The sequence below is a fragment of the Allobosea sp. LjRoot237 genome, from assembly GCF_964253285.1.
In the GTDB taxonomy this organism is placed as follows: Bacteria; Pseudomonadota; Alphaproteobacteria; order Rhizobiales; family Beijerinckiaceae; genus Allobosea.
This window is the reverse complement of the sequence record NZ_CAXUQP020000001.1, coordinates 5,467,742-5,485,738: the sequence shown is the minus strand read 5'-3', so window position 1 is coordinate 5,485,738 and position 17,997 is coordinate 5,467,742. Positions and strand designations below refer to the sequence as shown.

Here is a 17,997-nt window from a genome sequence, read left to right as displayed (position 1 = left end):
AGCTTGCGATGCAAGCCGATCGGAACGGCCTCTAGCCTTCGCCCAACCGTTCAGGGAGCCTGCCATGCCCGCCGAGACGAGAACCGACACGGCCTCGCGGTTGATCAAGGCTTCGCCGGGCGCGATCTATAACGCCTTTGTCGATCCTGCAGCGCTCGCCCGATGGCTGCCACCGAAGGGGATGCGGGCGAAGATCGAGCGCTTCGAGCCACATCCCGGCGGCAGCTACCGCATGGTCCTGACCTATGACGATCCGGCGGGGGCGCCCGGCAAGGCCAGCACCGACAGCGATATCGTCGAGGGGCATTTCGTCGCGCTCGAACCACGCGAGCGCATCGTCTGGGAGGTCGGCTTCGTCTCGGACGACCCGGCCTTCGCCGGAACGATGACGATGACGTGGCGCTTCAAGGAGGTCCGGGACGGGACCGAGGTCACCATACTCTGCGAGAACGTGCCGGTCGGCATCGGCAAGGAGGATCACGACGCCGGGCTGCGCTCGACGCTGGAGAACCTCGCGCGCTTCATGGAGAACGCGTGACGCTCAGCCGCGCTTCTGGCAGCTCTCGCAATAAAAGGTCGAGCGGCCCGACTGGACGAGGCGCTTGACGAGATGGCCGCAGCCCGGCGTGACGCAAGAATCGCCTTCGCGGTCATAAACCTTGAAGCGGTGCTGGAAATAGCCGAGCGAGCCGTCGGCATGGGCGAAGTCGCGCAAGGTCGAGCCGCCGGCGGCGATCGCCTCCTCCAGGACATCGCGGATGATCTGCGCCAGCAGATGCGCCTTCTCGCGCGGCTTGCCGGTCGGCGTTGCCAGCGTGCCGGCCTCGGCTTCCGGATGCAGCCCGGCGCGGAACAAGGCTTCGCAGACATAGATATTGCCAAGGCCGGCGATCAGCCGCTGGTCGAGCAGCGCCGCCTTCAGCGGGGCGATCTTCCCGGAAAACAGCTTGGCCAGCAGCTCGCCGGAGAGTTCGTTGCCGAGCGGCTCGATGCCCATTCCGGCAAAATGCTTCGACGTTTCCAGCCCGGCGCGCGGGACGAGGTCCATGAAGCCGAAGCGGCGGACGTCGTTGTAGGTGACCCGCGCGCCCGAGCCGAGATGGAAGACGACATGGTCGTGGATGAGATGCCGGCCGATTTCGTTGTAATAAGCGCCGGGCTCAGTCGGCTTCGTGCCGGGGGCTTCGACGATGAAGCGCCCGCTCATGCCCAGATGCATCACCAGCGCCTGCCCGTCGTCGAGATCGGCGATCAGGTACTTTGCCCGTCGCGACAGAGCTTCGATGCGCCGCCCGGTCAGCCGCTCGGCGAAGCGCTCGGGCAGGGGAAAGCGCAGATCGGGCCGGTTCTGCTCGACGTGTGCGAAGCGCTCGCCGAGCATGGCGGGCTCGAGCCCGCGCCGGACGGTTTCGACTTCGGGAAGTTCAGGCATGGCATCGGCTCTTCAGCATGCGTCGAGAGGGCCCGCGACAACGGCCCAGCCTTTCGCTATTCATCGCCTCACCCGAACACAAGAGCGGCCCAACCGTGACAGCAGCCTCCGACACCACCCATTTCGGCTTCGAGAGCGTGCCGCTCGGCGAGAAGCAGGCCAAGGTCGACGACGTCTTCTACAAGGTCGCCGGCCGCTATGATCTGATGAACGACCTGATGTCGGCCGGCCTGCACCGCGCCTGGAAAGAGGCGCTGCTCACGGCGCTGAAGCCGCCGCGCGATCGGCCCTTCCAGCATCTCGACGTTGCCGGCGGCACCGGCGACGTCGCTTTCAAGGTGCTGGAGGAGGGCGGGCCGCAGACTGAGGTCACCGTGCTCGACATCAATGCCGAGATGCTCAGCGTCGGCCGCGAGCGCGCCCAGAAGCGCTTTCCGGATGACGACCGCATCAGCTTCGTCCAGGGCAATGCCGAGGAGCTGGCGCTGCCGAACGCATTCTTCGATGCCTATACAATCGCCTTCGGCATCAGGAACGTGCCGCGGATCGAGAAGGCGCTGGCCGAGGCCTATCGCGTGCTGAAGCGCGGCGGCCGCTTCCTCTGCCTCGAATTCTCCCATGTCGACGTGCCGCTGCTCGATAAGGTCTACGAGGCCTATTCCTTCAACATCATCCCGCCGATGGGCAGGATGGTGACGGGCGAAGCCGAGCCCTACCAGTATCTCGTCGAGTCGATCCGCAAGTTCCCGCGCCCGCAAATCTTCGCCAACATGATCGCGGAGGCCGGCTTCCGCCGCGCCAGTTTCACGCCGATGACCGGCGGAGTGGTGGCGCTGCATTCTGGCTGGAAGCTGTGACGACGCCAGCGATGCCGATCCGCCGCATTCCCGCATGATCTCCGCCCTCGCCCATCTCGCCCGCTCGGCGCGGGTCGGCTTCGTGCTGGCGCGCGAGGGCGCGCTGGCCTTGGTCGACCCGTCGGTGCTGCCGCCGGCGGCGCGGGCGCTGATCGCGCTCGGCCGATTGATCGAGCGCCGCGGCGCCGGCTCTTCCGCGACGCGCCTCGCCGCGGCGCTGACGCGGCTCGGCCCGTCTTATGTCAAGTTCGGCCAGTTCCTGGCGACGCGGCCCGACGTCGTCGGCATGAAGATCGCCGAGGACCTGTCCGCCTTGCAGGACCGGATGGCGCCGTTCCCTATGGCGCAGGCGCGCGCCGCGATCGAGACTGCCCATGGCAAGCCGGTCGAGGCGATCTTCGTCGACTTCAGCGAGCCGGTTGCGGCCGCCTCGATTGCCCAGGTTCACCGCGCACGCCTCAAGGACGGTTCCGAGGTCGCGGTCAAGATTCTCCGGCCCGGCATCCGCGACCGCTTCCACCGCGACCTCGCGTCCATGCGCTTCGGCGCGCAATTGGCGGAAGCGCGTTCGCCCGAGGCGCGCCGCCTGCGCTTCGTCGCCATCGTCGAGACGCTGGCGCGTTCCGTCACCATGGAGATGGACCTGCGGCTGGAGGCGGCGGCGCTCTCGGAGTTCACCGAGAACACCAAGGAGGATGCCGATTTCCGCGTGCCGGCGCCGGACTGGCAACTGACCGCGCGCGAGATGCTGGTCGACGAATGGATCGACGGCATCCGCCTCTCCGATGTCGAGGCCCTGCGCGCCGCCGGCCACGACCTGGCGGCGCTCGGCCGCAACGTCATCCAGTCCTTCCTGAAGCATGCGATCCGCGACGGTTTCTTCCACGCCGACATGCATCCCGGAAACCTGTTCGTCGATGCTGAAGGCCGGCTGGTTGCGGTCGATGGCGGCATCATGGGCCGGCTCGGTCACAAGGAGCGGCGCTTCCTCGCCGAGATCCTGTTCGGCTTCATCACCCGCGACTACCGGCGCGTCGCCGAGGTGCATTTCGAGGCCGGCTATGTCCCGGCCCATCATTCGGTCGACGATTTCGCCCAGGCGATCCGCGCCGTCGGCGAGCCGATCCACGACAAGCGCGCCGACGAGATCTCGATGGCGAAGGTGCTGACGCTCCTGTTCGAGATCACCGGGCTGTTCGACATGGTGACGCGCACCGAGCTCGTCATGCTGCAGAAGACCATGGTCGTCGTCGAGGGCGTCGCCCGCACGCTCGATCCGCATTTGGACATGTGGACCACGGCCGAGCCGGTGGTGCGCGACTGGCTGACGCGCAATCTCGGGCCGATCGGCAAGCTCGAGGATGTCGGCCGCAGCGTTCGCACGCTTGCCGCCAGCCTCGCCAATCTGCCGGAAACGGTCGGCCGGGCCGAGCGCGTGCTCGGGCAGCTCGAGGACGCCTCGCGCCACGGCTTCTCGCTGGACGAAGCCAGCGTCCAGGCGATCGGGCGGGCGGAAGCGGCGCGCAACCGCTGGGGAAATTGGGCGCTCTGGCTGATCGCAGCGCTGCTCGCCTGGACGGCGTTCTTCGACTAGCGCTTGAGCGCACTTCCGACACACGCGATTGGAAACCATTTGAGCGGTTTGCGCTTTACAAGCGCGTGGCCCTCGGGATTCCTTTGCGGCAAGGCCGGAGCTGTCCTCGCAGAGCGCATGCGTCCCTGCGGCAGCAACCAAAGAGCCGTTTTCTTCAGGTTGCGTCGTTCAGGAGCAGCGTCATGTATCGCCTTCTCGGCATTCTGGCCTTTCTATGCGCGTCATTCGCCGGTCTTGCGTCGGCTGAGGCCAAGCTCGACGTCCGCGTCGATATCGTCGCCCAACGTATGAGCGTCGTCACCAGCGACGGCGAGGTCCACAGCTGGGCGATCTCATCCGGCCGCAAGGGTTTTCGCTCGCCCAACGGCGTCTATCGCCCGACCCGGCTCGAACGCAGCTGGTACTCCCGCAAGTACGGCGGGGCGATGCCGTATGCGGTGTTCTTCCGCGGCGGCTATGCCATCCACGGCACCACTGCCGTCGGTGCGCTCGGCCGCCCGGCCTCGCATGGCTGCATCCGCCTGCATCCCGCCAACGCGGCCAAGCTCTTCGCGCTGGTCAAGAAGCACGGCGCCGGCAGCACCCGCATCGCGCTGAACGGGGCCGCGCCGGATAATCTCTCGCGCTTCGCCAAGGCGTCCTCCGGCTCCAAGCACAAGATCGCCAAGGCCAAGATCAAGACGCAAAAGGCCGTGCTGAGCGCCAAGCAGCAGCGCCAGGCCCCGGCTTGGGGCGAGGCACGCGAGCAGATGCTGCTCAGGCCGGCGATACCCGCCGGCGCGATCGGCTTCCAGCCGGTGGGGCCAGGCTGGCGTTAGATCGCGTCCGCCGCGATCCGCATCCAGCCTTCCAATGTCTCCCCCGGCTGAAGCCGGGCGAGCGGCGAGACTTCGCGCACGGTTTGTTCGCTCGGCGCACCGGCGGCGTGGCTCTGCGGCTCGACGCAAAGGAAATCGGCGCCGGCCGGCGCCCAGACGACCGGGCAGCGCAGGCTCTCGCTCGCTGTGATCGTGATGGCGAGGCCGGTCGAGGGCGTCTCGATCCGGGCCGCGCCGTCCCAACCCAAAAAGCTCCAGGCGCTCTCGGCGCCGGTGGCGAAGACGGGATTGCCGGCATAGGGGCCACCATCGGCGAAGCCTTGCGTGCCGCTGGCGCGGAACAGGTCGCCGAAGACCAGCGCACCGGTCGCGGTCATACCAAGACGGGTATCGGCGGCGCAGGGAAACCAGGGATGCAGGCCCATGCCGAAAGGTAGGGCCTGATCAGCCTCGTTGGTTAGCGACAGAGTGACGGCCATACCGCTCTCGTCGAGCCGGATCTCCTGTTTCGCCAGGTAGCGATAGGGATCGGGGCCGGCATTGCGGCGATGCGCCAGCACGGTATGGCCGGCGTCCTGCCGCTCGACCTGCCAGGCGGACTGCCAGCCGAAGCCATGGATCGTGCCGGCAGGGTTGTTGGACGGCACGGTGAAGCGGGTATGACCATCGTCGATCAGGCTGTCGAAGGCACGGTTGGCGAAGGGCAGCATCGCCCAGGCGCCGAACTTGTTCGGCGTCTCCGTCTGCGGCGCGAGTCCCGCCGGCGCGTGCAAGAGCGGATGCCTCCGGCCGTCCGACCCCTGCCAGTCGAGCGCGGCGATCATGCCGCCGGCTTCCGGCGCGATGCGGGCGGAATAGCGGCCGGCCGAGAGGATCAGCATTGCGGGGTCCTTTAAGGCGATCAGGGGCTTCACGGTACCCGCAAGCGCCATGTCTGCGCAGGAAGGCCGAACGCGTTCGTCTTCGCCTCGATTGCGCTCGCCGACGACATCGTCAAGCGCTGGATTCGCCAAGGGTGGCGGATCAACCGCTGCCGGACTTGACCGGGCCTTGCTGGCCGGAGAGATTCCCCGCCCTTTCGCCTCGCCTCGACCGGGATATCGGACGAGGCACGCATCTCGCCGGAGCCTGCCATGCCCACCCCCCTGATCGCGCTCGACTGGGGCACGACGCGTGCTCGCGCCTTCCTGATCGGCGAGGATGGCGCGGTCTTGGCGAAGCGCAGCGCCGATCGTGGTATCCAGTCGGTGCCGGCGGGCGGTTTCCCGGCGGCCTTCGCCGAGATCGCTGGCGAATTCCGCCAGGCGCGCCCGGATGCGAAGGTGCTGCTCGCCGGCATGGTCGGCAGCCGCAATGGCTGGGTCGAAGCGCCTTATGTCGCCTGCCCGGCGAGACCCGAGGAGATCGCGGCGGCGGGCCTTGCCGTTACCCTCGACGACGGCACGCAGGCGACCATCCTGCCAGGCCTGTCCTGCGATGAGGGCGCCTTCGACGTGATGCGCGGCGAGGAGACGCTGATCGTCGGCCTCGGCCTCAGCGACGGCATCGCCTGCCTGCCCGGCACCCATTCGAAATGGGCTGAGATCAAGGGCAGCCGCATCACCCGCTTCGCCAGCTTCATGACCGGCGAGGTCTACGGCCTGCTGCGCGAGCATTCGATCCTGTCGCGATTGGCGAGCGAACCGGTTGGTGACGATGCTGCCGAGGGGGCGCGGCGCGGCCTCGCTGCGGCCAAGCGGCCGGGCGGCCTACTCAACGCCGCCTTCCATGCGCGCAGTGACGTCCTTGGCGGAGGCATGCAAGGCGGTGCAGTCGGGCCCTATCTCTCCGCTTTGCTGGTGGCGCAGGAGATCGAAGGCGCCCGCTCCTTGTTCGGCGGCCTCGCCAATTTCCATCTCGTTGCCGACGGGGTGCTGGCGCAGAGCTATGGCCGGGCACTTGCCACAGCCGGGCTCGAGCATACGCTGACCACGCCCGAGGACGCCTTCGTCGCCGGTGTTACCCGTCTCGCCGCTGGGCTACAGGCATGATCATCGTCTTTGGCTCGCTCAATGTCGATCTGGTCACGCCGGTCGAGCGCTTGCCGGGTGCGGGGGAAACCGTGCTGGGGCCCGGCTATGCGCTGCATCCCGGCGGCAAGGGCGCCAATCAGGCACTGGCGGCGCGCCGGGCCGGCGCCGAGGTGACGTTGGTCGGCGCGGTCGGCCGCGACGGTTTCGCCGAGATTGCGCTCGGACTCCTGGCCGAGGATGGTGTCGATCTGTCCCATGTCGCACGCACCGAGGCACCAACCGGGGCCGCCTTCATTGCCGTCGATGCCGATGGCGCCAATCAGATTGTGGTGGCAGCGGGTGCCAATGCGCTGGCAAAGGCCGATGCCGTCGAGGAGTTGAAGCTGGGCGAGGGCGATCTGCTGCTGCTCCAGCGCGAGGTCCCGGAGAGCGAATGCCTGCTTGCTGCGCAGGCGATACGGGCCGGAGGTGGGCGGGTGATCCTCAACCTCGCACCGGCCGGGGAGCCGGCGCCGGAACTGCTGGCGCTCACCGATATCCTGATCGCCAACGAGCACGAGGCGCTGATCCTGGCCAGCTCGCTCGGCTGGGGCGAGACCGACCCCGATGCGATCGCGCAACGGGTCGATGGCGAGCGCGGCATCGCCTGCATCGTCACGCTCGGCGCGGCCGGTGCGGTCGGCTGGCATGGCGGCGTCCAGCGAAGGCTCGAGGCACCCGCTGTCGAGGCCGTCGATACGGTCGCGGCCGGTGACAGCTTCGTCGGTGCCTTCGCCGCCGCGCTGCAGGCCGGCTTCGGTTTCTCCGGCGCGCTCCAGCGCGGGCTCGCCGCGGGCTCGCTTGCCTGCACGGTTGCAGGCGCCCAACCGAGCGTGCCGCGCCGCGAGGCGATCGAGGCGCTGGTCGGCAGGAGTTTCCTCTAGGCCGGCCCGGCATTCCGCTTCGGCTGTGGATCGGCTATGCCAGCCTTGCGTCCTCGCCCTGTCATGCTCAGGCTGCATTCATGTAGCCTGTGGCCTGTCCGTTCCGCACGCGTCTCGCTGCATGATTTCCGCGCAGGCCTCACGGCCGGCGCTCCTCGAAGATGGATGGCCCGATGTTTCCGAAGCCCCTGCCCGAGCTCTTCCCGAACACCTTCGACTACGAATCGCTGCCGATGGTGAAGCCGACCGGCTTCCGCGAATACGATGCGCGCTGGTTCTTCGGCAAAGAGCTCAACCTGATGGGCGTCCAGGCTGTCGGCATGGGCCTCGGCACGCTGATCAAGCGCATGGGCGTCAAGCCCGAGATCGTCACCGCCCATGATTTCCGCAGCTATTCCTCCTCGATCAAGATGGCGCTGGTCACCGGCCTGATGGCGGCTGGCTGCAAGGTCCACGACATCGGGCTCGCCATGTCGCCCATGGCCTATTTCGCCCAGTTCGACCTCGACGTGCCCTGCGTCGCCATGGTCACAGCTTCCCACAACGACAATGGCTGGACCGGCATCAAGATGGGCGCCCAGCGCCCAGTCACTTTCGGCCCCGACGAGATGGGGCAGTTGCGCGACATCGTGCTCGCCGGTGATTTCGACCTTTCGGGCGGCGGCTCCTATCAATTCGTGCCCGACTTCCCGGCGCGCTACATCGCCGACCTGACCAATCGCCCGAAGATCAAGCGCAAGCTCAAGGTCATCGCCGCCTGCGGCAATGGCACCGCCGGCGCCTTCGCGCCGCAGATCCTGGAAGCGCTGGGCTGCGAGGTCATCCCGATGGATGCCGAGCTCGACCACACCTTCCCGCGCTACAATCCGAACCCCGAAGACATGAAGATGCTGCACGCCATGGCCGACGCCGTGAAGCAGCACGGCGCCGATGTCGCGCTCGGCTTCGACGGCGACGGCGATCGCTGCGGCGTCGTCGACAACCATGGCGAGGAGATATTCGCCGACAAGATCGGCGTGATGCTGGCCCGCGACCTCGGCAAGCTCAATCCGGGCGCGCAGTTCGTCGTCGACGTCAAGTCGACCGGCCTGTTCTCGACCGACCCGGAATTGCAGAAGCTCGGCGTCAAGACCGACTACTGGAAGACCGGCCACTCCTACATCAAGCGCCGGGTCCGTGATCTCAACGCCCTCGCCGGCTTCGAGAAGTCCGGCCACTTCTTCTTCAACGCGCCGGTCGGCCGCGGCTATGATGACGGCGTCGTCACCGCGATCGCCGTGATCGACATGCTCGACCGCAATCCGGACAAGTCGATGGCCGAGCTCTACGCCGCCGTGCCCAAGACCTGGGGCACGCCGACCATGGCGGCCAAATGCGCCGACGAGATCAAATACGGCGTCAGCGACAAGATCACCAAGCGCATCGAGGCGATGAAGGCGGCGGGCGACAAGATCGCCGGCCAGGCAATCCGCGACGTCATTACCGTCAACGGCGTGCGCGTCGTCAACGAGGACGGCACCTGGGGGCTGGTCCGCGCCTCCTCGAACAAGCCGGAACTGGTCGTGGTCTGCGAGAGCCCCGTTTCGGAGGCGCGCATGCGCGAGATGTTCAAGGCGATCGACGGCGTTCTGCGCGAAAACCCGGAAGTCGGCACTTACAACCAGACGATCTGATCAGGCTTTCGGCGTCGGGCGCGGAGGAGTTTTATTTCTTCTCTGCGCCCGTCGCAACCGCGTTGCGTGCACCGCTTTGGCCATTCGTGCCGTCGAAGAAGCTCTTGGAATCGCCGAGCTGTGCGCTCGGTTGGCAGGCCGGCGTGCATGAATAGCTCTCGCGCTCGAGGCCGCGCTGCACGGTCAGGATGGAATCGCGCGCGGCGCCGACGCGCAAGGTGGACTCTGCCAGCAATGCGCCGGTGGCATCGAGCGCGATCAGGTTGGTGACGCCGTAGCTCTTGCCGGTGACGACCATGACGCCGTTGCGCTGGACCGTGACATCGGCGATCGCCGGGTTGCCGACGATGACCGTCTGTGCTCGCTCGGGCAGCCGCAGGACCTTGGCGTGATCGACCGTCACGGAGACCGCATCGATTATCGTGTCGTCGCCACGGGCTTCCGGAGCTGGAGCGGGAACAAGCCTGGCTTGTGCGCGTGCGGGGTCGATTGACAAGCTCAGCCCGCCCGCTACCGCGAGCCCGACGCAAAACAGCGCCGGAAAGCTTCTGCAGAGCCGCGATCCCGGCATCGCAATGGACATGGTCCGCGCCCCAAAGTTTCGAACAGGCCGAGCAAAGCGGAAAATGATGAATGGTTTGCTAAGATGGCCAGTCTGCGCTGGGAGCGACCAGCCTGATTGCGGGGAAAGCTCGCGTTGGCGCAGTGAAGAGCCTGCGCGCTTGCAGAAATCAGATCGTCTGACGCAACGTAATATCCGGGGCTAGGCGGGTCTGTTTCGGAATATATTTGTAGATGAAGAAGTTTTACATCGCTCGTTAACTGTAACTTCCTGCTAAAAGCCTATTAACCATCGAGAGCAGACCTGTAAAATTCGGCGAATTATTCGGTCTCTTTAACCGATCGGCAAGATGGGGTCCGTAATGTCACTCCTGTCGCTGACCGAAGCCACTCTAGAGCGAAGGCAGCAGTCAAACGTGGTGCAAAGGAGCTACCCATGAAGAACCTGTTTGCGCGCTTCGCCAAGGACGAGTCCGGCGCGACCGCCATCGAATACGGCCTGATCGCCGCCCTGATCGCCGTCGTCTGCATTGCCATCTGGGGCAGCATCGGCACCAGCCTGAACACCAAGTTCAGCGCCGTCAACACGGCCCTCAAGTAAGAGCCGTTTCGGCCGATCATCTTCGGATGGCATGAAGCGCCCTGGAGGATATCCAGGGCGCTTCACGTTTCTTCGGCGTCAATCTAAGTCTGTGCGCGAGTTGGTAAGTCTTTGGTGAGGCGGCCCGGGCAAGATCGGGTCTCCTCATCGGATGTCTGTGATGTCGATCTCACTCTTCCTGGCCCTCGTCGTCTTCCCTGCCGCCATGGCCTACGCCGCGGCCAGCGATATCGTGTCGATGACGATCTCGAACCGCCTTTGCCTGGTATTGGTTGCCAGCTTCGCCCTTTGTGCGGTCAGCGTAGGCCTGACCTGGACTCAGCTGGGTTGGCATCTGGCTTCCGGCCTTCTCGTGCTGGCCGCTTGTTTCGGCTTCTTTGCTGCCGGCTGGATCGGCGGCGGCGACGCCAAGCTTGCCGCTGCGACAGCACTTTGGTTCGGCTTCGACCAGTTGCTGCCCTATATTCTGATCTCGTCCTTCGCAGGTGGCGCACTGACCCTCGCATTGCTCAGCTTGAGGCAAATGCCTTTGCCCCGCCCGGCGGCGGGATGGAGTTGGGCGCAGCGCCTGCACGATAAGGATGAGGGCGTGCCCTATGGTGTGGCGCTTGCTTTCGCCGCGCTCATCGTGCTGCCGGATACGGCGATCTGGCGTGCTGCGATCGGCGCCTGAGAGGTTCGACCCTGCCCTGAATCGGCGGATCCGCGCAAAAAGATACCTCCGGTTAACCATAAGTTGACGATTCGAAGGTCACGATCTGGCTGAAGGTCGGCGTATGCCGGCCAAGGATCGTGTGCTATGAGTCCCGCCCGCATCATCGTTTTGGCTGTAGCGATCGTCGCCGGTCTCGGCGCTGCCTTGCTGATCAGCCGGCCGCCGAAGGTCACTACCCCGTCGGAGACCACGTACGAGCCCGCTCCCACGGTCGAGGTGCTGGTCGCTGCCGCTGATGTCCCGCTCGGCAACAAGCTGGCCGCGGGCGACCTCAAATGGCTGGCCTGGCCGCTGGCGAGCCTACCGGCCGAGGTGATCCGCCGTCAGGACCTTCCCGGAGGCGAGGGCGAATTCGTCGGACAGATCGCCCGCGCGCAGCTTTACGGTTCGGAGCCGATCCGGCGGGAGAAGTTGCTCAAGGCCGATTCCGGTTTCCTGGCGGCGATCCTGCCGCCCGGCAAGCGCGCGGTCGCGATCACCACCGATAGTCGCGGAGCCAATACCGCTGGCGGCTTCATCCTACCCAATGATCGCGTCGACGTCATCCGCACGAGCCGTGATGACAGTAATTCGAGGGACGGCGCGCCGGCGGCGAGCGAGACTCTGATCGCCAATGTGCGCGTGTTGGCGATCGGCCAGAACATCCAGGAGAAGAACGGCGAGAAGGTCGTGGTTGGCGAGACCGCGACGCTCGAACTCGATCCGAGGCATGTTGAAGCGGTGACGCTGGCGCAGAAGACCAGCACCCTCTCGCTGGCGCTGCGCAGCCTGCAGGATGCCGGCGAGAAGAGCTCGCCGAGCGAGGAGGGCGGGCTCACGCTCGTCCGCTTCGGCGTCGTCACCAAGGCGGTGAAGCCATGATCCCGATGCCGAAGTCCACGCCGCTGTTCCGCTGTGCCCATAAGCGCTGCCTTGCCTCGGCGCTGGCGATCGTACCTATCATAACATCGCTGGCCGTTGCTCCGGCCCTGGCGCAGAGCAAGGGCGCGGCGCCGGTCCTGAATGTCGGCGCCAGCGAGCACGCGATCTCGCGCCGGCTCGACCTTTCGATCGGCCGTTCGCTGATCGTCGAGTTGCCGCGCGACGCCAAGGAGGTCTTCGTCGCCAATCCCAAGGTGGCGAACGCCGTGGTGCGCTCGGCTCGCAAGCTCTTCGTCATCGGCATGGCCGACGGTTCGACCTCGATGTTCGTGATGGATGCCGAAGGCAGGCAGATCACTGCGCTCGAGATCGAGGTCGGCCGCGACCTCAACGTATTGCGTCAGACCCTGCGCACGGCGATGCCGGGCGCGGACATCCAGGTCAAGCCGGCCGGGAACTCCATCCTGCTGGTCGGCAATGTCGCGAACGCCTCCGAGGCGACGCAGGCGATGGATATCGCCAACGCCTTCGTCGGCATCTCCGGCGAAGGCGCGAACGCGACCAAGGGCGCGGTGATCAACTCGGTGACGATCCGTGGGCGCGATCAGGTCATGGTCAAGGTCACGGTCTCCGAGGTTGCTCGCAAGGCGATCAAGCAACTCGGCATCAACTCGACCGGCGAGTGGAAGCTGGGCAAGCTCAGCATCACGCCGACGCTCGACAACCCATTCACAGTGCAACCGCAGCAGCTCGCGGCGACCTCGATCGCCGCCGGCATTGGCAATTCAACCAATGTCACCCTGCGTGCGCTCGAGCGTGCCGGCATGTCGCGCATCCTTGCCGAGCCCACCGTCACGGCGATCTCGGGCGAGAGCGCCAAATTCACGGCGGGTGGCGAGATTCCAGTTCCGAGCGGGTATAGCTGCGATATCTCGGGACGTTGCAATCTCGGCATCGTCTACAAGACGATCGGCGTCTCGCTGAATTTCACCCCGATCGTGCTGTCCGAAGGCCGGATCTCGATGCGGATCGCGACCGAGGTCACGGAGCTCGACGCCGAGAACCAGCTGCGCCTCGCCGATTCCACCCAGACCGGTTCGGTCAACGCCCCGGGATTCCGGACGCGCAAGTCGGATACCACGGTGGAGCTGCCGTCCGGCGGGACCTTGGCGACCGCTGGCCTGATCCAGCGCGTCTCGCGCCAGGCGATCAACGGCATGCCTGGGCTGATGAACATTCCGATCATCGGCACACTGTTTCGTTCGCGTGACTACCAGCGCGAGGAGACCGAGCTGATGATCGCAGTGACGCCTTACATCGTGAAGCCGGTCGGGCCCAACGGACTGCAGCGGCCGGACGACGGCTTCGTCGAAGCGCACGATGCCCAGACCATCCTGATGGGGCGCTTGAACAAGATCTACGGCTCGACGAGCGGCGGGCCGATCCCGCAGGCCTATAAAGGCCGCGTCGGCTTCATTGCGGATTAAGGACGGGGCGCGAGAAGGATGGCGATCGTGACCGTGGTCAGCAACTCGAATCGCGCAGGCCGAGCTGCACTGCTTGCCGCACTTGGCGCTGCGCTCCTGCTTGGGGCCTGCGCCAAGGGCGACATCTCGACCTCCGGCATCCCTGTCGATACCCGCGAGCGTCATCCGATCGTATTGCGCGATGCGCCACGTTCGCTGGATGTCTTCGTCGGTCGGACTGGTCGCGGATTGGACCCGCGCCAGGCCGATGACGTCGCGCGCTTCGGCGAGGACTATCGTCGCAGCGGCAAGGGCGGCCTCGTCGCGGAGGTGCCGACGGGAACCGGACGTGACCTTGCCGCGCGTGACACGCTCGATGGCATCCGCAGCTCGCTCGCCCGGGCTGGTGTCTCGCCCGGCGCTCTTTCGGTCAGGACCTATCCGATCACCGACCCCGGGCTCGCATCGCCGATCCGCCTGACCTATGCCTCGCTGCAGGCCGGGCTGCCGCATTCCTGCGGACAATGGCCAACTGACCTGGGCGCTTCCAGCTACAAGACCAGCGCCACGAACGAACCCTACTGGAATTTTGGCTGCGCCACCCAGGCCAATCTCGCGGCGCAGATCGCCGATCCGCTTGATCTGGTGCGTGCGCGCAGCGAAGGTCGCCTCGACACCCAAAAGCGCATGGAAGCGATCAAGAAACTACGTGAGGGCAAGGATCCTTCCACGCAGTATCGCCAGGAACAAACCAAGGTCAGTGACGCCGTCGGAGGCAAGTGATGGCGAATATGCCGGGATTTGAGCCGGATACCGGCGGGGAGGAGATCATCGCCCCCCTACCGCGCGTTACCTTGCAGGCCTTCTGCGAGACACGGGAGGTCGCGGACTCGATGCAGGCGGTCGCCGCCGACCGCCGTATGGACAAGGTCCAGGCCCGAGTTCAGATGGGGGGCCCGGCCGCCGCGGTCGAGGCTTTCCGCGGCGCCCCGACACCGAATGTGATCGTCCTGGAAACGGTCAGCGAGCCGTCGGGGCTGATCGCGAATCTCGATGCACTCGCCGCGAGCTGCGATCCCGGCACCAAGGTCGTCGTCATCGGGCATGTCAATGACATCCAACTCTATCGCGAGCTGATCCGGCGCGGCGTCAGCGACTATCTGGTCGCCCCGTTCGGCGTTCTCGACCTGCTGCGCACCCTGTCCGAGCTCTATGCCGCGTCGGGCTCTGCGACACTCGGGCGTACCATGGCCATTGTTGGCGCCAAGGGCGGCGTCGGCGCTTCTACTGTTGCACACAATGTCGCTTGGGCGGTCGCCCGCGATCTCGGCGCCTCGACGGTGATCGCAGATCTCGACATCGCCTTCGGCACGGCCGGGCTGGATTTCAATCAGGATCCACCGCAGGGCATCGCCGACGCCGTGTTCGCACCGGAGCGGCTCGATGCCAACATGCTCGACCGGCTTCTGTCGCGCTGCAGTGATAACCTCTCTTTGCTCGCAGCTCCGGCCATGCTGGACCGGACCATCGATCTTAGCGACGACGCGTTCGAGCTCCTGTTCGACCTGCTTCGCGCAAGCGTGCCCTGCATCGTGCTGGACGTGCCGCATCTGTGGTCCGGCTGGGCGAAGCGCGCGCTCGTCGGCGCCGATGAGGTGGCGATCGTCGCCGCGCCGGAGCTCGCCTCGCTGCGCAACGCCAAGAATCTGGTCGATCTCCTGCGCGCGGCCCGACCCAACGATTCCGTCCCACGCCTGATCCTGAATCAGGTCGGCCTGCCCAAACGGCCGGAGATCGAGGCCAGCGAGTTCGCCAAAGCCCTCGGGATCGAGGTGTTGAGCTCCATCCCCTTCGATGCCCAGCTCTTTGGCACGGCAGCCAATAACGGTCAGATGATCGCCGAGGTCCAGTCGGGCGGAAAGGCGGCGGAGGCCTTCGTCCAGATCGCAACCGCTCTCACCGGACGCGGCGAGCAGAAGCGCGGCAAGCGCGGCCTGTTCGAGCCCTTGGTCGCCAAGCTGATGCGTCGGAAGGCCTGAAGATGTTCGGCAAGCGACAGGCGACTGCCCCGGCTCCGACGACTCAGCCGAACGCAGCGCCGCTTTCGTCGGTGCGCCCGGTCGAATCGCGTTCCGCCGCCGTCGAGGCACGGCGTTTGCCGCCGCCTGTGCCGGTCGAGGCGCAAAAATCCGACGAATACTACCAGATGAAGAGCATGATCTTCGGTGCCCTCATCGAAGCGATCGACCTCTCCCAACTGGCCAAACTCGACGGCGAATCGGCCCGCGAGGAAATCCGCGACATCATCAACGAGATCATCTCGCTGAAGAACGTCGTGCTCTCGATCTCCGAGCAGGAGGAACTGCTCGACGACATCTGCAACGACGTGCTCGGCTACGGGCCGCTCGAGCCGCTCCTGGCGCGCGACGACATCGCCGACATCATGGTCAACGGCGCCGGCCGGACTTTTATCGAGACCGGCGGCAAGATCCAGCTCACCAGCATCCGCTTTCGTGACAACGCGCAGCTGATGAATATCTGCCAGCGCATCGTCAGTCAGGTCGGACGCCGTGTTGATGAGTCGTCGCCGATCTGCGATGCGCGCCTCGCTGACGGCTCGCGCGTCAACGTCATTGCTCCGCCGCTTGCGATCGACGGGCCGGCCCTCACCATCCGCAAGTTCAAGAAGGACAAGCTGACCCTCGACCAGCTCGTCCGTTTCGGCGCGATCTCGCCGCCCGGCGCCGAGATCCTGAAGATCATCGGACGAGTCCGCTGCAATATCGTGATCTCGGGCGGCACCGGTTCAGGCAAGACGACGCTGCTCAACTGCCTGACCAACTATATCGAGCACGATGAGCGTGTGATCACCTGTGAGGACGCGGCCGAGCTGCAACTGCAGCAGCCGCACGTGGTCCGCCTCGAGACCCGCCCGCCCAATCTCGAAGGGTCGGGCGCGGTCACGATGCGCGATCTCGTCAAGAACTGCCTGCGCATGCGGCCCGAACGCATCATCGTCGGCGAGGTGCGCGGCCCGGAGGCCTTCGACCTGCTCCAGGCGATGAATACCGGCCATGACGGCTCGATGGGCACGTTGCATGCCAATACGCCGCGCGAATGCCTGAGCCGCATCGAATCGATGATCACCATGGGCGGCTTCAGCCTGCCTTCGAAGACCCTGCGCGAGATGATCTGCTCCTCGGTCGATGTGATCATCCAGGCGCAGCGCATGCGCGACGGCTCGCGCCGCATCACCCACATCACCGAGGTGCTGGGCATGGAAGGCGACGTGATCATCACCCAGGACCTGATGCTCTACGACGTGCTCGGCGAGGATCCCAACGGCAGGCTCATCGGTCGGCATCGTTCGACGGGTATCGGCCGGCCGCGCCTCTGGGAACGCGCGCGCTATTTCGGCGACGAGCAGCGGCTCGCCGCGGCGCTCGACCAGCTCGAGCTCGAAGGCCAGGCCGACACCTAGGCGCGGGGAGAGGGCACGTCATGGACTATGGCCAGATCGCCGCTGCCATCCTCGCCGCTGTCTCGGCGGGCGGGATCGCCTATGCCCTGTTCTATCCCCGGCTGAGCGGCCAGGCCAAGGCCGAGCAGCGGCGCCGGGATTTCGCCAGCCCCGCTGCCACGCGGGCTGCGGTCGACCGCGAGGCGCAGAGCCAGACCAGGCGCGGACAGGTCGCGCAGAGCCTGAAGGACATCGAGAACCGCGAGAAGGCGCGTCACGAGCTCACGATTGACGGGCGAATCGAACAGGCAGGGCTGTCCTGGTCGCGCAAGCAGTACTGGCTGCTCGGCGTCGCGCTGGGCATTGCCCTGGCTGTTGTGCTTTTCATCGTCTCGGGCAACTTGGGCGTCGTGCTGGTCAGCTTCCTCGTCGGCCTTTTCGGCCTGCCGCGCTGGTACCTGGGCTATCTCGGCAAGAAGCGAATGCTGCGCTTTACCAACGAATTTCCGAACGCGCTCGATGTCATCGTGCGTGGCATCAAGTCGGGCCTGCCGCTGAACGATTGCCTGCGGATCATCGCCAGCGAGGCCCAGGAGCCGGTCAAGACCGAATTCCGGCTGATCGTCGAGGCGCAGACGCTCGGCATCTCGCTGACGGACGCCGTCGCCAAGCTGTTCGAACGCATGCCCTGCGCCGAGGCTAATTTCTTCGGCATCGTCCTGGCGATCCAGCAGAAGACCGGCGGCAATCTCGCCGAAACCCTGGCCAATCTCTCGCGCGTGATCCGCGAGCGCCGCAAGATGCGCGACAAGATCAAGGCCGTGTCGATGGAGGCGAAGGCGTCCGCCTCAATCATCGGCTCCTTGCCTCCGGTCGTCGCCGCCCTCGTCTACCTCACGAGCCCTGGCTACATGGACGCGCTTTGGACGACCGACACGGGACGAGTGGCGCTCGTCGGCTGCGCCGTCTGGATGGCAACCGGCGTGCTGGTGATGCGCAAGATGATCAACTTCGACATTTAAGG

18 protein-coding genes are annotated in these 17,997 nt (G+C 65.9%); 15 read left to right on the top strand and 3 right to left on the bottom strand.

Going from position 1 to position 17,997, the window contains the following annotated elements:
• Positions 1–64: 64 nt before the first annotated feature.
• Positions 65–538, top strand: a complete 474-nt coding sequence (locus ACSQ24_RS26595; protein WP_436097599.1) for an SRPBCC family protein — start codon at positions 65–67, stop codon at positions 536–538.
• A 3-nt stretch (positions 539–541) separates the two neighbouring features.
• Here the strand turns inward: ACSQ24_RS26595 and mutM are convergent, their stop codons facing one another.
• Positions 542–1,432, bottom strand: coding sequence for a bifunctional DNA-formamidopyrimidine glycosylase/DNA-(apurinic or apyrimidinic site) lyase (mutM, locus tag ACSQ24_RS26590; protein WP_436097598.1), 891 nt, complete (start codon positions 1,430–1,432; stop codon positions 542–544).
• A gap of 95 nt (positions 1,433–1,527) precedes the next feature.
• Between mutM and ubiE the strand changes: the two genes are divergently transcribed.
• From ubiE to ACSQ24_RS26575, 3 genes are all read left to right on the top strand, one after another.
• Positions 1,528–2,289, top strand: a complete 762-nt coding sequence (ubiE, locus tag ACSQ24_RS26585) for a bifunctional demethylmenaquinone methyltransferase/2-methoxy-6-polyprenyl-1,4-benzoquinol methylase UbiE (protein WP_436097597.1) — start codon at positions 1,528–1,530, stop codon at positions 2,287–2,289.
• A gap of 34 nt (positions 2,290–2,323) precedes the next feature.
• Positions 2,324–3,883: a 2-polyprenylphenol 6-hydroxylase gene (gene ubiB / locus ACSQ24_RS26580; protein ID WP_436097596.1), complete on the top strand. Its 1,560-nt coding sequence runs from the start codon at positions 2,324–2,326 to the stop codon at positions 3,881–3,883.
• A gap of 182 nt (positions 3,884–4,065) precedes the next feature.
• Positions 4,066–4,701, top strand: coding sequence for a L,D-transpeptidase (locus ACSQ24_RS26575; protein ID WP_436097595.1), 636 nt, complete (start codon positions 4,066–4,068; stop codon positions 4,699–4,701).
• Here ACSQ24_RS26575 and ACSQ24_RS26570 read toward each other — a convergent pair.
• Positions 4,698–5,582: a hypothetical protein gene (locus ACSQ24_RS26570; protein WP_436097594.1), complete on the bottom strand. Its 885-nt coding sequence runs from the start codon at positions 5,580–5,582 to the stop codon at positions 4,698–4,700. The two genes, ACSQ24_RS26575 and ACSQ24_RS26570, sit on opposite strands and share 4 nt — an antisense overlap.
• A gap of 252 nt (positions 5,583–5,834) precedes the next feature.
• Between ACSQ24_RS26570 and ACSQ24_RS26565 the strand changes: the two genes are divergently transcribed.
• From ACSQ24_RS26565 to ACSQ24_RS26555, 3 genes are all read left to right on the top strand, one after another.
• The gene (locus ACSQ24_RS26565; RefSeq protein ID WP_436097593.1) at positions 5,835–6,731 is read left to right on the top strand and encodes a 2-dehydro-3-deoxygalactonokinase; all 897 of its coding nucleotides are present in this window, start codon (positions 5,835–5,837) and stop codon (positions 6,729–6,731) included.
• Complete coding sequence (locus tag ACSQ24_RS26560) at positions 6,728–7,636, top strand: ribokinase (protein WP_436097592.1); 909 nt, start codon at positions 6,728–6,730, stop codon at positions 7,634–7,636. Before ACSQ24_RS26565 ends, ACSQ24_RS26560 begins: the two co-directional genes overlap by 4 nt.
• A gap of 173 nt (positions 7,637–7,809) precedes the next feature.
• Positions 7,810–9,309: a phosphomannomutase/phosphoglucomutase gene (locus tag ACSQ24_RS26555; protein WP_436097591.1), complete on the top strand. Its 1,500-nt coding sequence runs from the start codon at positions 7,810–7,812 to the stop codon at positions 9,307–9,309.
• Between the two features lie 31 nt (positions 9,310–9,340).
• Here the strand turns inward: ACSQ24_RS26555 and ACSQ24_RS26550 are convergent, their stop codons facing one another.
• Positions 9,341–9,811 carry a pilus assembly protein N-terminal domain-containing protein gene (locus ACSQ24_RS26550; protein ID WP_436097976.1) on the bottom strand — a complete coding sequence of 157 codons (471 nt, stop codon included), beginning with the start codon at positions 9,809–9,811 and terminating at the stop codon, positions 9,341–9,343.
• Between the two features lie 495 nt (positions 9,812–10,306).
• Here ACSQ24_RS26550 and ACSQ24_RS26545 point away from each other — a divergent pair, with 495 nt between their 5' ends.
• The 8 genes from ACSQ24_RS26545 (at position 10,307) to ACSQ24_RS26510 (ending at position 17,995) form a co-directional block, all read left to right on the top strand.
• The gene (locus ACSQ24_RS26545; RefSeq protein ID WP_436097590.1) at positions 10,307–10,471 is read left to right on the top strand and encodes a Flp family type IVb pilin; all 165 of its coding nucleotides are present in this window, start codon (positions 10,307–10,309) and stop codon (positions 10,469–10,471) included.
• 160 nt (positions 10,472–10,631) lie between these two features.
• Positions 10,632–11,144 (top strand): A24 family peptidase, encoded by a 513-nt coding sequence (locus ACSQ24_RS26540; protein ID WP_436097589.1) that lies wholly within the window; start codon positions 10,632–10,634, stop codon positions 11,142–11,144.
• 126 nt (positions 11,145–11,270) lie between these two features.
• On the top strand, positions 11,271–12,047 hold the full coding sequence (gene cpaB / locus ACSQ24_RS26535) for a Flp pilus assembly protein CpaB (RefSeq protein ID WP_436097588.1): 777 nt from the start codon (positions 11,271–11,273) through the stop codon (positions 12,045–12,047).
• On the top strand, positions 12,044–13,534 hold the full coding sequence (locus ACSQ24_RS26530) for a type II and III secretion system protein family protein (protein ID WP_436097587.1): 1,491 nt from the start codon (positions 12,044–12,046) through the stop codon (positions 13,532–13,534). The genes cpaB and ACSQ24_RS26530 overlap by 4 nt, the downstream gene beginning before the upstream one ends.
• 18 nt (positions 13,535–13,552) lie before the next feature.
• Positions 13,553–14,296, top strand: a complete 744-nt coding sequence (locus ACSQ24_RS26525) for a CpaD family pilus assembly protein (protein WP_436097586.1) — start codon at positions 13,553–13,555, stop codon at positions 14,294–14,296.
• An 8-nt stretch (positions 14,297–14,304) separates the two neighbouring features.
• Positions 14,305–15,552: an AAA family ATPase gene (locus ACSQ24_RS26520; RefSeq protein WP_436097975.1), complete on the top strand. Its 1,248-nt coding sequence runs from the start codon at positions 14,305–14,307 to the stop codon at positions 15,550–15,552.
• A gap of 2 nt (positions 15,553–15,554) precedes the next feature.
• Positions 15,555–16,994: a CpaF family protein gene (locus ACSQ24_RS26515; protein WP_436097585.1), complete on the top strand. Its 1,440-nt coding sequence runs from the start codon at positions 15,555–15,557 to the stop codon at positions 16,992–16,994.
• 20 nt (positions 16,995–17,014) lie between these two features.
• Complete coding sequence (locus ACSQ24_RS26510) at positions 17,015–17,995, top strand: type II secretion system F family protein (RefSeq protein ID WP_436097584.1); 981 nt, start codon at positions 17,015–17,017, stop codon at positions 17,993–17,995.
• Positions 17,996–17,997: the final 2 nt, after the last annotated feature.

Excerpts from the sequence above, each read along its gene's own strand:
- ACSQ24_RS26595 (WP_436097599.1), top strand. The coding sequence starts at position 65 with ATGCCCGCCGAGACGAGAACCGACACGGCCTCGCGGTTGATCAAGGCT.
- mutM (WP_436097598.1), bottom strand. The coding sequence starts at position 1,432 with ATGCCTGAACTTCCCGAAGTCGAAACCGTCCGGCGCGGGCTCGAGCCC.
- ubiB (WP_436097596.1), top strand. The coding sequence starts at position 2,324 with ATGATCTCCGCCCTCGCCCATCTCGCCCGCTCGGCGCGGGTCGGCTTC.
- ACSQ24_RS26575 (WP_436097595.1), top strand. The coding sequence starts at position 4,066 with ATGTATCGCCTTCTCGGCATTCTGGCCTTTCTATGCGCGTCATTCGCC.
- ACSQ24_RS26570 (WP_436097594.1), bottom strand. The coding sequence starts at position 5,582 with ATGCTGATCCTCTCGGCCGGCCGCTATTCCGCCCGCATCGCGCCGGAA.
- ACSQ24_RS26565 (WP_436097593.1), top strand. The coding sequence starts at position 5,835 with ATGCCCACCCCCCTGATCGCGCTCGACTGGGGCACGACGCGTGCTCGC.
- ACSQ24_RS26560 (WP_436097592.1), top strand. The coding sequence starts at position 6,728 with ATGATCATCGTCTTTGGCTCGCTCAATGTCGATCTGGTCACGCCGGTC.
- ACSQ24_RS26555 (WP_436097591.1), top strand. The coding sequence starts at position 7,810 with ATGTTTCCGAAGCCCCTGCCCGAGCTCTTCCCGAACACCTTCGACTAC.
- ACSQ24_RS26545 (WP_436097590.1), top strand. The coding sequence starts at position 10,307 with ATGAAGAACCTGTTTGCGCGCTTCGCCAAGGACGAGTCCGGCGCGACC.
- ACSQ24_RS26540 (WP_436097589.1), top strand. The coding sequence starts at position 10,632 with ATGTCGATCTCACTCTTCCTGGCCCTCGTCGTCTTCCCTGCCGCCATG.
- cpaB (WP_436097588.1), top strand. The coding sequence starts at position 11,271 with ATGAGTCCCGCCCGCATCATCGTTTTGGCTGTAGCGATCGTCGCCGGT.
- ACSQ24_RS26530 (WP_436097587.1), top strand. The coding sequence starts at position 12,044 with ATGATCCCGATGCCGAAGTCCACGCCGCTGTTCCGCTGTGCCCATAAG.
- ACSQ24_RS26525 (WP_436097586.1), top strand. The coding sequence starts at position 13,553 with ATGGCGATCGTGACCGTGGTCAGCAACTCGAATCGCGCAGGCCGAGCT.
- ACSQ24_RS26520 (WP_436097975.1), top strand. The coding sequence starts at position 14,305 with ATGCCGGGATTTGAGCCGGATACCGGCGGGGAGGAGATCATCGCCCCC.
- ACSQ24_RS26515 (WP_436097585.1), top strand. The coding sequence starts at position 15,555 with ATGTTCGGCAAGCGACAGGCGACTGCCCCGGCTCCGACGACTCAGCCG.
- ACSQ24_RS26510 (WP_436097584.1), top strand. The coding sequence starts at position 17,015 with ATGGACTATGGCCAGATCGCCGCTGCCATCCTCGCCGCTGTCTCGGCG.